Origin of the sequence: Aegicerativicinus sediminis, from assembly GCF_015476115.1 — a bacterium.
GTDB lineage: Bacteria > Bacteroidota > Bacteroidia > Flavobacteriales > Flavobacteriaceae > Aegicerativicinus > Aegicerativicinus sediminis.
Window position 1 is genome coordinate 191,307 of sequence record NZ_CP064295.1, and the last position, 14,094, is coordinate 205,400.

The 14,094-nt window shown below is 36.5% G+C and carries 9 protein-coding genes; 7 read left to right on the forward strand and 2 right to left on the reverse strand.

What is annotated here, in order from left to right; all coding sequences use genetic code 11:
* The first annotated feature begins 68 nt into the window (after positions 1–68).
* Positions 69–2,360: a CRTAC1 family protein gene (locus ISU00_RS00870; RefSeq protein WP_228852155.1), complete on the forward strand. Its 2,292-nt coding sequence runs from the start codon at positions 69–71 to the stop codon at positions 2,358–2,360.
* Positions 2,361–2,508: 148 nt separating this feature from the next.
* Positions 2,509–5,517, forward strand: coding sequence for a glycosyl hydrolase 115 family protein (locus ISU00_RS00875; protein ID WP_228852156.1), 3,009 nt, complete (start codon positions 2,509–2,511; stop codon positions 5,515–5,517).
* Positions 5,518–5,557: 40 nt separating this feature from the next.
* On the opposite strand, the gene ISU00_RS00880 is transcribed toward ISU00_RS00875, so the two are convergent.
* Both ISU00_RS00880 and ISU00_RS00885 read right to left on the reverse strand, forming a co-directional pair.
* A complete protein-coding gene (locus tag ISU00_RS00880) occupies positions 5,558–6,394 on the reverse strand; it encodes an alpha/beta hydrolase (RefSeq protein WP_228852157.1) in 837 nt (278 codons plus the stop codon).
* A gap of 58 nt (positions 6,395–6,452) precedes the next feature.
* The gene (locus ISU00_RS00885; RefSeq protein WP_228852158.1) at positions 6,453–8,003 is read right to left on the reverse strand and encodes a glucuronyl esterase domain-containing protein; all 1,551 of its coding nucleotides are present in this window, start codon (positions 8,001–8,003) and stop codon (positions 6,453–6,455) included.
* Between the two features lie 251 nt (positions 8,004–8,254).
* Between ISU00_RS00885 and ISU00_RS00890 the strand changes: the two genes are divergently transcribed.
* From ISU00_RS00890 to scpA, 5 genes are all read left to right on the forward strand, one after another.
* Positions 8,255–9,403: a PQQ-dependent sugar dehydrogenase gene (locus ISU00_RS00890; protein ID WP_228852159.1), complete on the forward strand. Its 1,149-nt coding sequence runs from the start codon at positions 8,255–8,257 to the stop codon at positions 9,401–9,403.
* An 87-nt stretch (positions 9,404–9,490) separates the two neighbouring features.
* Positions 9,491–10,102 (forward strand): uridine kinase, encoded by a 612-nt coding sequence (udk, locus tag ISU00_RS00895; RefSeq protein ID WP_228852160.1) that lies wholly within the window; start codon positions 9,491–9,493, stop codon positions 10,100–10,102.
* A gap of 6 nt (positions 10,103–10,108) precedes the next feature.
* Positions 10,109–10,420, forward strand: a complete 312-nt coding sequence (locus tag ISU00_RS00900; protein WP_228852161.1) for an FtsB family cell division protein — start codon at positions 10,109–10,111, stop codon at positions 10,418–10,420.
* The gene (locus ISU00_RS00905) at positions 10,413–11,783 is read left to right on the forward strand and encodes a methylmalonyl-CoA mutase family protein (protein WP_228852162.1); all 1,371 of its coding nucleotides are present in this window, start codon (positions 10,413–10,415) and stop codon (positions 11,781–11,783) included. Before ISU00_RS00900 ends, ISU00_RS00905 begins: the two co-directional genes overlap by 8 nt.
* Positions 11,784–13,907, forward strand: a complete 2,124-nt coding sequence (gene scpA / locus ISU00_RS00910; RefSeq protein WP_228852163.1) for a methylmalonyl-CoA mutase — start codon at positions 11,784–11,786, stop codon at positions 13,905–13,907.
* Positions 13,908–14,094 lie beyond the last annotated feature (187 nt).

Genomic DNA, 14,094 nt, shown 5'->3' on the forward strand with positions numbered 1-14,094 from the left:
TCTAAATTGAATTGGGATACGTAATAATAGTTCCCATTCACAGTGCATTTAAATTCAAAAACCAATTTATGCCTTCAATAATTCAACGATTTGTGCTATTCGTATTCGCTTTTTTATTGGGATTATTCTTACTATTCAATTGCTCACAAGAAAATAAAAAAACTGAAACCAATGTAATTGAAGTTAGTAAGGCAAAAGATAATGGAGAACCAGATGCCCAAACTCTGGAAATGATTCAGCGTGTTAAAGATGCGGTCGAGGAGATTGATTTAAGAACGGCCCTATATGTGCTTAATAGCGAGAAGGTTGCCATGATTGAAAAAGAACTACAACAGCTTCAAGGCAAAAGCAGGACAAATTTACTTTTCACTTATGCAATAGAATTGCTTAATACCGGTAGAACGGAAGAAGCTATTTCTATTTTCAATGAGGTTTTAAACACTGTAATAAGCTCGGAAGTACCTTCCAAAAATGAGGTAATTTATATCATAAAAAAACAATTGGCCATTGCCTATATGCGTAAAGCGGAACAGGAAAATTGTCTCAACAACCATAACGAAGATTCGTGTATTATTCCTTTAAGTACGAAAGGACAACATTTGAATAAGGAAGGTGCCGAAAAGTCTATAACCATGCTTAACGACTTACTTGAAGTTAATTCAAATGATTACGAGTGTCAATATTTATTGAATATTGCGTATATGGCTCTTGGAAAGTACCCACATGAAGTCCCCAATGAATATAAAATTCCGGAGGGCTATTTCAATCAATCTGCAGCCTTTCCGAAATTTAAGGATATTGCCATGTCAGTTGGCGTAGATGCCAATCAGATGGCAGGCGGAACAATTGTAGATGATTTTAATGGTGATGGTTATATTGATATTATGGCTTCTTCGTGGGGGTACAATGATCAAATTCATTATTACGAAAATAATCGAAATGGTGGTTTTGATGACAAAACCTTGGAGGCTGGTTTAAAGGGTGTTACCGGTGGATTAAATCTGCGGCATGCGGACTTTAATAACGATGGGTTTTTGGATTTCATTATTTTGAGAGGTGCCTGGTTATCCGGACCAAAAGGGATTCCAAATTCTCTTATGAAAAACAACGGAGACGGTACTTTTACAGATGTCACCATATCATCTGGCATTTTTTCCCAACACCCAACACAAACAGCAGTTTGGTTCGATATTAATTTAGATGGTTGGATAGATCTTTTTATTGGTAATGAATGGTCTCCTATCAACAATAGCTATTGTGAATTATTTTTGAATAAAGGCGATGGTAGTTTCATCGATATCGCCCAACAAACTGGACTCAAGGCAAAAGGATTTTTTAAAGGTGTTGCAAGTGGCGATATTAATAATGACCTATACCCTGATTTATATCTCTCGGATTATTCCAATGAAAATTTATTATTTCAAAACATCACAACCGATACCGATAAACCAGTCTTTAAAAGTATTGGCGTTGAGGCAAAAGTTACACAACCCATTAACAGCTTTCCAACATGGATGTTCGATTTCGACAACGATGGATTTGAAGATATATTCGTTTCTGGCTACTCAACTGTAGAAAAACTTCCTGCTCAATTAATGGTTGAAAATATTAAGCATAAATACACTAATAATCGTCCACTACTCTACAAAAATTTAGGTAATGGTAAATTTGAAGAAATTTCACTTAAGGCACAGTTAAATGAACCAATTGCAACTATGGGATGCAATTATGGCGATTTAGACAATGACGGCTATCTTGATTTTTATCTTTCAACTGGAGATCCTGATTATTTTTCTATTGTACCAAATAGAATGTATCATAATGTGGGAGGCAAAAGGTTCGAAGATATAACTTATAGTGGCGGATTTGGGCATATCCAAAAAGGTCATGCCATTGGGTTTGGGGATTTAGATTTAGATGGCGATCAAGACATCTATGCTGTAATGGGTGGGGCCTACGAAGGTGATATCTACAGAAATTTATTGTTTGAAAACCCTATCGGAAACAAGAACAATTGGGTAAATATTAAATTAGAAGGTACCAAAAGTAATCGTTCCGCCATCGGGGCAAAAATAATGGTCACTATTGAGGAAAATGGAAAGGAACGAAATATTTACCATTCTGTGGGTACCGATGCCAGTTTTGGCGGTAATAGCTTATTGGCAGAAATTGGATTGGGAAAGGCTACCATAATTAAAAAGCTTCAAATTAGCTGGCCACATTTTTCAAAGAAAACCTCGATTTTTGAAAATGTTTCAATCAATAAAAATTATAAAATTATAGAAGGCAATGGAATTACCGAAATGACCCTAAAGACAAGACCTTTCTCTAAAATAGACCATACCCACATTCATCAATAAACACACGGGATAAAGAAATTCATCCACCAGATATATTCCATTAAATCAATTAGTGCAAAACATTACTTTTGAAATTTAAGCAATCGATTGTGTAAAGTGAAATTATACGTATCTTAGGGTTTTCATTCTCATTAATAACTAAGGTCTAATGAATTATAAGATTCCGTCAAAATCTGTCACCACAGTACTAACAATAATAGGAAGTCACTACTATAGTTTTTCTCAGCTAATTTTTGGTTCAATCCTCTTTTTAATTTCCACATCTTTTACGAGCGCTTTTCAAGCTAAAGGAAGTGAATCTTTCGAAAAAGTTCATGTAATTAAAACCACCGACCCCTTTGCTCGTGGTTTGTTTGTTACCACCGAAAAGAAGTCAGGTCATTTCCCTGTTGTTGAAAATGGCAATCCAACACCCATATTAATCAGTGAATCGGATTATGGGGGTGTCCAAAGAGTAGGAAAGTTTTTTCAAGAAGACTTAAGTAGAGTAAGCGGTAAGTCTGCTGCTTTAATTAATAAACCAACATCTTTAAACAATTTAATTATTGTAGGGTCTATCGACAGAAGTCCAATTATAAAGAATCTAATTTCCCAGGGAAAGATCGACGTTAAGCAATTAGAGGGAAAATGGGAAAAATTCTTAATTGTTCCAGTAAAGAATCCAATGGAAGGTGTGAAAAATGGTTTGGTAATCGCCGGTAGTGATAAAAGAGGTACCATTTTCGGAATGCTTGAGCTCTCAGAGCAAATGGGAGTTTCTCCATGGTATTGGTGGGCTGATGTACCGGTAAAAATGCGGGAAAACATCTATGTTAAAAAAGGAGTCCATACACTTGGTGAACCAAGCGTGAAATACCGTGGGATTTTCATAAATGATGAGGCCCCTGCTTTGACCGGTTGGGTTTATGAAAAATTTGGTGATTTTAACCATGAATTCTATGAAAAAGTCTTTGAACTTATTTTAAGGAACAAGGGTAACTATTTATGGCCAGCCATGTGGCGTCCTAGGGTCTTCTCTACTGATGATCCAGAAAATCTCAGATTGGCGGATGAATATGGCATTGTAATTTCTACTTCACATCATGAACCCATGATGCGTTATCATGAAGAATGGAGCCGCTACGATGGAGGTGATTGGAATTATAAAACGAATAAAGAGAAACTTCAAGAGTTCTGGCGTGGAGGAATAGAACGGATGGGCGATTATGAAAGTGTTGTTACCATGGGTATGCGCGGTGATGGAGATGAAGCTATGAGTGAGAGTACGGCTGTTGGTCTTATGAAAGAGATAATTGCAGACCAACGTAAAATAATAAAGGAAGTTACTGGAAAACCCGCTAAGGAGACACCACAAGTTTGGGCAATTTATAAAGAGGTCCAAGATTATTATGACAAAGGTTTACGTGTTGACGACGATATTTTGGTACTCTTTTGTGATGATAATTGGGGTAATATAAGGATTGTACCAAAAAAGGAAGATCTAAATCATGAAGGAGGCTATGGATTATATTATCATTTCGATTTCGTTGGAGGACCAGTTTCCTATCGCTGGCTGAACGTAACGCAAATAGAGAAGGTTTGGGAACAAATGAATTTGGCTTATGAATGGGGGATTCAAGATTTATGGTTAGTTAATGTTGGCGATATTAAACCTATGGAATTACCAATCGACTTCTTTTTAGATTTTGCATGGAATGCCAAAATGGAGGCAAAAGAACTTCCTAACTACTACAGAACTTGGGCAGCACAACAATTTGGAGAAAATTTAGCTAATGAAGTTGCAGACATACTCGCTCTTTCAACTAAATATTCAGCAAGGAGAACTCCTGAAATGCTAAAACCAAACACTTACAGTCTCACCAACTATAATGAGGCAGAAACTATACTAAAAGAATATAGCGAACTTTTCCAGAGAAGCGAAAATATCTACAGTAAACTGCCTGAAACATCAAAATCGGCATATTATCAAATTGTTCACTTTCCTATTGAGGTTCTTAAAAATTTGAATGAAATGTACGTTGCAGCAGGCAAAAATAGCCTTTACGCCATGCAGGGACGAGCTTCCACAAACCATTATGCCGATTTAGTTATAGAAAAGTTTAAGAAGGATAAAGAATTAACCGATTATTACAATAAATCCCTAGCAGGCGGAAAATGGAATCACTTTATGGACCAAAAATACATTGGTTACACAAGTTGGAATGAGCCCAGAATTGAAAAAATGCCTGAAATATCCTATGTTCGTCTACCTTCTGAAGCAGGATTGGGATATATTTTGGAAAATGGAGTAAGTAGAAACCGATGGTTTGGTGGAGGGTTGTTTTCTAATAAATTCAATTCGTTCGACAAAGTTAATAATCAGACTTACGAAATTGATCTTTTCAATACTGGTACCAATCCATTGGAATACACTTTGAAAACAGATAAAGACTGGATAAACATCTCTAAACCCTCAGGCACCCTAAAATTTGAAGAAAAAATTACAGTTGGCATAGATTGGTCTAAAGTTTCTAAAGAGGATACATCAGGCAAAATAACTTTATCCGGTGATGGACGTGATTACGAAATTGAAGTGCCAATCAATACAACATTCAATTCTGCCTCTGGTTATATTGAAAGTAATGGGGTTGTTTCAATAGATGCGGCTAAATTTTCTAGCAAAAAAGAATCTAGTGGGATAAGTTGGACAACTATCCCGAATATGGGCAGAACAAATTCTTCCATTACTGTTGAACCAGCAAATGCAAATGCCCAATTACCGACTGGATCTTCTCCTCGACTAGATTATGTTTTCACCCTTCAATCTAAGGCTGATATTGAAGTCCATTCTCTACTTTCCCCAACACTCAATTTTAAAAAAGAGGATGGATTGAAATTTGCCATTTCCATTGATGGTCAAACGCCACAAATTGTTAATATTCATGAAGGTGATTCAGTGCCAGATTGGGAATATCCTGAATGGTGGAATAAATCTGTTACTGATCGTGTGAGAGTTAAAAAAACAAAATTTGAAAACATTGAAGCCGGCACCCATACCCTCAAAATTTTTATGATTGACCCTGGTGTAGTTTTCCAAAAATTTATTGTGGATGCTGGAGGTCTAAAAGATAGTTATTTAGGACCTCCAACCAGTATGTATATAGAACCTAAAAAATAGCAGGTCCATACAAATTTGCCATTTCAAAACATAAATTTCTCTAATTAAATATAAGTTGAGAAAAGAGGTACAAATCGTTTTTCCAGACATTAAAATTGTGTCCACCTTCTTCAACATAAAAGATATGAGGAACTTTATGCTCTAACATGTACATATGAGTACGATTGCTAAAATTCATTAATCGATCATCTAGACCACAAGAAATCCATAATAGATTGATTTGTTCTCTAGCGGTTTCTGGATTAGGCAACAATTCTTCGGGAACTTTTGTGTTAGGGGCAGACGAAAAACCTCCAATCCAAGCAAAATGTTCCAAATTACCTAGACCAAAATTTAAAGATTGGCCTCCTCCCATTGAAAGTCCGGCAATAGCCCTATGTTGTCTATCTTTTAAAACGGGATAGGTTTTCTCTATATGCGGAATTAGGTCATTCAATAAATCTTTTTCAAATGTGGTGAATGCTTGCACCTTAATACTGTCAAAAACATCGCCAACAGCCCTATCATCTTTCATGGCTCTACCATTCGGCATAACTACAATCATAGGTGCCAATTTGTTTTCTGCATAAAGATTATCTAATATTTCTTGAGATTTCCCATTTCGCAACCACGCCATTTCATCCCCACCAATACCGTGTAACAGATAGAGAACTGGATATGTTGAAGAAGGGCCATAATTGGGCGGCAAATAAACCATGGCTTTTCTGGTTGTACCAACTGTTTTGGACTCATAACTTATTGAATCTATTTTCCCATGGATAATGTCACTTCTCACCTCATCAAATCCTTTTGGCGGCAAAGGTCTATTAGTTTGTGCTTTTAGGTTATTAATTCCTAAAAATAAAATGGATAGAATGACAAATTTTAAAAACTTCATTGGTTATATCGATTATAAGTTTTCAGTTGATTTTCAATTGTAATAGAACCTCTAAGTTTTAGTTTTTCACCTTTAACTGATTATCAGCCCATTCAACAAAATATTTAATGTTAGGGGTATCAGTATGACCTCCATCATGCTGTCTCCAGGCCAATGCACCATCGAGCAAACCAACTTTTACATCGGGCATTTGTTCGTTCATATAATCATCGGAAACCCCCAAAGCTTTTTTCCCATAAAGCCTATAGATAGGTTGAGCAGCAACCGCGGCCATATAACTTCCTTGGTGATCTAACCAATGAGCATCTCCTTGCTCAGGTATACCATAACTAATAAAAACCGGACGAGGGGCACAAAGAGCTATCAATTGATGGCTATCTACAGGTAAATTAGATGCATCCAGTTTACCTAATTTTCCTTTTTCAGCTCCATATTTAAGATAATTACCAGCCATCCAATAGTAGAATCCCCCAGTTAAATTCTCAACTGCCTCGCCAAAATTTCTGCGATGCAAGGTTGTCCCCCCTTTACCTGAGGAACCTATTAATCCAACGGCAAAGCGTTGATCAAATGCCATGGTAACTAGAGCCGCTTTTCCATATCTAGAAACTCCTTCGATTCCAACCTTTGTAGCATCAACCCTTGGATCTGTTTCGAGGTAATCAAGTCCCCTTGAAGCTCCCCAAGCCCATGCTCTCAAAGCACCCCATTGCTTAGGTGTTCTAGTTTTTCCTTTGTTCGTTAGAGCTATTACCCCAGTACATGTCAAAGATTCTCCATTATCTGGTTGTATTGAATTTGTATCGAGTTTAGCATAACCCCAACCAGCATTTATTAGGTCTCTTTCTCTAACCAATTCATTTTCTGAAAACCTATAAAAACCAAAATTATTGTAATTTGAAGGTCGCATTAATGGAGAATAAGCCGGATATTCGTCTAATATTTTAGCCGCCTTGGGATCTTTTCTCAATTCATTAAGAAGAACTTGATTTAGGTATTCAAACTCATTTTTTCTGGGTTGATTAGGCGCAGGAACCTCGGCAGGTCCGTACATCATTAAAAGAGGCACCTTTCCTTTGACATTTGCAGGCGTTACCACAACCATCGCGATATTAACATCAATAATAGGATAGGAGCGATTATCAACCTTTCCGATTAGCTTCTTAACTGTTACCGGTGTCCAACCAATTAGTTCCCGCTCTTCAAAAACGACTTCCCAAGTTACATCCGGTACATTTTTAGGTATTTCACCATAAACTTCTTTTTCAAAATCATCTACAATCTCCGGACGTCTTACCTTTTCCCAATCCTCAATTGTTTGCACCATTCTTCCATTTTTGGTTTCCATTAATTCAGGAAGTTCAGTAAATGGTGTTGCGAGAGCTATTTCATAATTTGCAGGATTCTCTTTTGCTTCAGCATTACCATTTTTCCCAGGCCTAAGCTCTGTTATGCCTAAAAGTTGTTTCATTTGTTCCTTATCCCGTGAGGCATCTAGGCATAAGGGGTCGGATAGGTTTGATTGAGAAAATGATAAAAAGGTGAAGGCTAGCAATGTTACAATATTAACCACAATGCTTTCTGTTTTGAAATCTTTAATGACACCCATTAAGTTTGATTATTTAATTATCTAAAATATAGTTGCATGAATAACTCAAGTTATTGTGAAATTACGAATAATTCCGCAACCGATTGTTCTAAATTAATCGTGATTACCAAAAGATTAATGACAAGTAAAGTATGGATTTGAATCGAATAGTTTAATATGTATTGAAAAGCGTTAAAGTTATTTTAATAAAATTAGGATGAATTAGAAAAATAGTTTCTAAAACTTACCTTTAAAGCAATAAACTATCAAACATGATTAAATATTACCCCCTAGTTTTAAGCGCACTGTTATTTTTAAATTGTGGCGAATCAACTTCCAGTGAAGATTCAGTAGACACACAACCTGAGGTCGCTGTTGCTGAAGAGCCAACAAAGCCATTAAAGGTAACCTATGAGAAGGTTGTTTCTGATCTTCAAATTCCATGGGGTTTTGTATTTCTTCCCGACAATTCTATGTTGATAACTGAAAAAGACGGCCGACTTATTCATTTTAAGGACGGACAAAAAACAGAGGTTAGTGGCGTGCCAGAGGTATACCAAAGAGGTCAGGGTGGCTTGCTTGATATCTATTTACATCCCAATTTTAATACAAACAAACTATTGTATATAACTTATTCTTCTTCAGAAGGCGAAGGTGAAGGAGGAAATACCGCATTGATGCAAGCAAAATTTAATAATAATGCATTAACTGAACAAAAAGTCCTATATAAGGCAACTCCGAATACCACTAAAGGTCAGCATTTTGGTTCTCGAATTGTGTTCGACAAAGATGGCTACCTGTACTTTACAATTGGTGAACGTGGTAACCGAGATGAAAATCCACAAGACATTACTAGAGACGGTGGAAAAGTTTATCGATTAATGGAAGATGGCACTATACCTACAGACAATCCTTTTTACAATGATGCTAATGCCAAAAAAGCCATTTATTCCTATGGCCATAGAAACCCACAAGGTATGGTAGTTAACCCAACTACTGGGAAAGTTTGGGTACACGAACATGGTCCCCAAGGAGGTGATGAAATAAATATAGTAAAGCCGGGAGCTAATTACGGCTGGCCTGTTATTACCTATGGCATTAATTATAATGGCACCAAAATTACGGATCAAACCTCCAAAGAAGGCATGGAGCAGCCCATACATTATTGGGTACCATCAATTGCACCAAGTGGAATGGTTTTTATAACCAGCGATAAATATCCTGGCTGGAAGGGTGATCTATTGGTTGGTTCATTAAAATTTCAGTATGTGGCCCATTGTAAAATTGAGGGTGATAAAGTTGTTAGTGAAGAAAAGCTATTAGACCTTATTGGCAGGGTCAGATCAATTGAACAGGGTCCTGATGGATACATTTATGTGGGCGTTGAAAATGTAGGTATCGTTAAAATAGTACCTGAGTAGTTAATAACTCTTGGGTTAATCTAAGAAAAGCCAATTCTAAATCTTTCACAAATTTTTACATTTGCCTAAATACATCTTTTTAGGTTAATGCTTATAATTGGAATTGCTGGTGGTACCGGTTGCGGAAAGACTACCGTAGTAAATAGAATTTTGCACGAATTACCAGACGGTGAAGTTGGTGTAATTTCTCAGGACTCTTATTACAAGGATACTTCTTATTTAAATTATGATGAACGGGTGGCAATAAATTTTGATCATCCAAGATCTATTGATTTCAAATTGCTAGAGTCTCATTTAAAAATTCTTAGGGAAGGAAAACCCATTCAGCAGCCTGTTTATTCGTTTGTAGAACACAATAGAACTGGCGATACCATAATCACTAATCCAAGGAAGGTGATGATAGTAGAGGGGATTTTGATACTCACCAACCCCGAATTAAGGGAAATGTTCGACATCAAAATTTATGTACATGCGGACAGTGATGAACGCTTAATTAGGCGATTGAAAAGGGACATTTCAGAAAGAGGACGAGACATAGATGAAGTGCTGAATCGCTACCAAAATACATTAAAACCCATGCACCAACAATTTATTGAACCAACAAAGGAATTTGCCGATATCATTATTCCTAACAATAAATATAATGATGTGGCTGTTGATATTGTAAAAACAATCATAAACGAAAGACTTTCAATTTAGAATGATATGAAAATTCAAAAGAAGCACCTAAAACCTTTCAAAAACTTGTTTGTAATTGTCTTGATTGCATTCGCAGTTTGGATGCTATTTTTTGATGCCAACTCATTTCTTATTCACCATGAATTAAATTCTGAAATGGATGATTTGGAAGAGGAGAAAGAATATTATCAACGTGAAATAGAAAAGGATAAAAAGGCCCTTGAGGAATTGAGCACGGAAGAAGGACTTGAAAAATTGGCCCGAGAGAAATATTACATGAAAAGGGAAAATGAGGAGATTTACATCATTGAATACGAAGATAGTTTAGACAATGATTGAAGACACGAACCATAATCTCTTCGCAGAATTCGATGAAGTTTCCGCTAAGCAATGGAAACAGAACATTCAATTTGAGTTAAAAGGTAAAGATTACAGTGACAATTTGGTTTGGGAAAGTCCAGAAGGAATCCACATAAAACCTTTTTACAATGAAGAAGATCTTCAAAAGATAATTTTACCAAAATTAAAATATCCCAAACATTGGCGGATTCAAAAAACCATCACTATTCAATCCAAGTTTAATGCTGACATTATTCTTGCCAAAATAGAAGAGGGTTTCGAAAGTTTTCGAATAATTCTAAATGGAGACAATGAAGCCCTTTCAATTGAAGAGCTAAACAAAATCCCAAGTAAAACTCCAATTTTTTTTGAAGTACAATCATCATCAAAATTGACTCTCAACGAAAAGCTCGGAAACTTTTCAGTGCAATTCGATCCTATCGCGCATTTGGTTAAAACGGGTAATTGGCACCAATCGCTAAATTCAGATTTTAATAATTTTAAAAATATCTTTAAAATTTTTGGTGCATTATCGGTCAATATTGAAACCTACCAAAACGCCGGAGCCAATTTGGTGCAACAATTAGCTTATGCCATGGCTCATACAAAAGAATATTGTGATAGAATTATGGAGGAAAAAAGTCCTGGAGTAATCAATTTTAGAGTTGCTTTGGGTTCTAATTACTTTTTTGAAATCGCCAAACTTAGGGCACTGAGATGGTTATGGGATAGTCTGGCAACCTTATATAATTGGGCTAATTGTGAATGTATAATTCATGTCGTTCCTAGCAAAAGGAACAAAACAATTTACGATTACAATACTAATATGCTTAGAACAACTACTGAGTGCATGAGTGGAGTGTTAGGTGGTGCAGATACAATAGAAAACTTGCCATATGATAAACTATACCATTATGAAAATGATTTTGGTGATCGACTTGCAAAAAATCAGCTGCTTATTTTAAAGGAAGAGAGTTATTTCGATGCCGTTTCTAATGCTACTGATGGTACTTATTATATCGAACAGCTCACACATCAATTAGCGACCAAAGCTTTAGCCCTTTTCAAGGAAATTGAAAAAAGTGGCGGTTTTTTAAAACAACTAAAAGAGGGAACCATTCAAAAGAAAATAAAGGAGGTTGCAAATGAACAACAAGCCGAATTTAATGATAAGAAAATTTTATCCGTTGGGAGTAATTTTCAACCAAACCCCAAGGATAGAATGGTTGACACTCTTGATTTTTTTCCTTTTCGAACTAAGGAGAAAAGAAAGACTCTTATAGAACCTATTGTAGAAAAGCGTCTTTCTGAAAAAATAGAGAAGGAACGTTTACAGCAAGAAAAAAATAATGAGACCCACTAAATGTCAGAACGAAAAGACATACAAGGATTAGAGTTATTATCAACATTAGATGGCCCGAAAAACAGTCTAGGGTTAATTCCTACTTCAGAAGAAATTAATCTAAAACGTTTTTATTCTACAAAGGATATTGAAGATTTAGGTCATTTAAATTTTGCCGCCGGAATACCTCCTTATTTACGAGGCCCCTATAGTACCATGTATGTTCAACGACCTTGGACCATAAGGCAATATGCAGGTTTTTCTACAGCAGAGGATAGTAATGCGTTTTACAGACGTAATTTGGCAGCAGGCCAAAAAGGTCTTTCCGTGGCATTTGATTTGGCCACTCATAGAGGATACGATTCAGACCACCCTCGTGTTGTTGGTGATGTTGGAAAAGCTGGTGTTGCAATAGATTCCGTCGAAGACATGAAAATTCTCTTTGACGGCATACCACTTGATAAAATGTCTGTTTCCATGACAATGAATGGGGCAGTTTTGCCTATTATGGCATTTTACATTGTAGCTGCAGAAGAGCAAGGTGTTTCAATAGAGGCCCTTAGCGGTACGATTCAAAATGATATCTTGAAGGAATTCATGGTCCGCAACACCTATATCTACCCTCCTACACATTCAATTAAAATAATTTCAGACATTTTCGAATATACAAGTAAGTATATGCCCAAATTTAACAGCATCAGTATTTCCGGATATCATATGCAGGAGGCAGGGGCAACTTGTGATATTGAATTGGCTTACACCTTGGCTGATGGACTTGAATATGTTAGGAAAGGAATAGAGGCGGGTATGGATATCGATACTTTTGCACCTAGACTTTCTTTTTTTTGGGCTATTGGAATGAATCACTTTATGGAGATTGCTAAAATGAGAGCAGCTAGAATGTTGTGGGCAAAAATCATAAAACAATTTAATCCGAAAAATCCAAAGTCGATGGCCCTGAGAACCCATTGTCAAACTAGCGGATGGAGTCTTACGGCACAAGATCCGTTTAACAATGTGGCTAGGACCTGTATAGAAGCTGCAGCAGCCGCATTCGGAGGAACTCAAAGTTTACATACGAATGCCTTAGACGAAGCAATTGCCTTGCCTACAGATTTTTCTGCAAGAATAGCCAGAAACACTCAATTATACCTTCAAAAAGAAACCCAAATTACAAGGACTGTTGATCCTTGGGCAGGCAGCTATTATGTCGAGAGCCTTACTCATGAAATTGCAGAAAAGGCATGGATTCTTATTCAGGAAATTGAAGAGCTCGGGGGTATGACGAAAGCTATAGAAGCTGGTATTCCAAAAATGCGTATAGAAGAAGCTGCTGCCAAAAAGCAAGCACGCATAGATTCTGGTAAAGACATAATTGTTGGAGTTAATGCTTTTCAATTAGAAAAGGAAGACCCACTCCAAATTTTGGAAGTGGACAATGAAACAGTTCTTAAGCAGCAAATTGAACGTTTAGAAAGAATTAAAAAGGAAAGAAATGAAGCTGAGGTAAAGATCTGCTTACAAAAACTAACTAAAGCTGCTGAAAATGATGAGGAAAATTTATTAGTTTTAGCCATAGAGGCCGCCAGGAATAGAGCTACCTTGGGTGAAATAAGTTCAGCCCTAGAACAGGTGTATGGACGGCACAAGGCAAAAACCCAATCTTTTACAGGCGTGTATAGTAAAGAAATTAAAAACGACCAATCATTTATAAAGGCCAGAGAGCTATCCGATAAATTTGCGGAACAAGATGGTCGTAGACCTCGTATTATGATTGCCAAAATGGGTCAGGATGGACACGACCGTGGTGCAAAAGTTGTTGCAACTGGTTATGCGGATTTAGGCTTTGATGTAGATATCGGACCCTTATTTCAAACACCAAAAGAGGTTGCAAAACAAGCAGTTGAAAATGATGTGCATATCCTAGGAATTAGTTCTCTAGCTGCGGGCCATAAAACTTTGGTGCCTCAAGTAATTAAGGAATTACATAATTACGGCAGAGACGACATAATGGTAATTGTCGGAGGGGTTATACCGAAACAGGATTATCAGTTTTTACTGGACGCTGGTGTTTTAGCCATTTTTGGACCGGGTACCAAAATAAGTGAAGCTGCAATCACAATACTAGAAATGCTTATCGACTAGTTATTGCAATTTAATTTAATTCACCTTTAACCTGCAAACCAATTACTAGAAAAGGTAATACTTTAAAAAACAACACTTTATTAAAATCACTGAATAATTATTCAATTCATATTGTTGACCATCTGTTAACAATTAGCATTTTAATAACAATGAAATAATTGTATTTTTACCTCGTTAAATTCAAAAA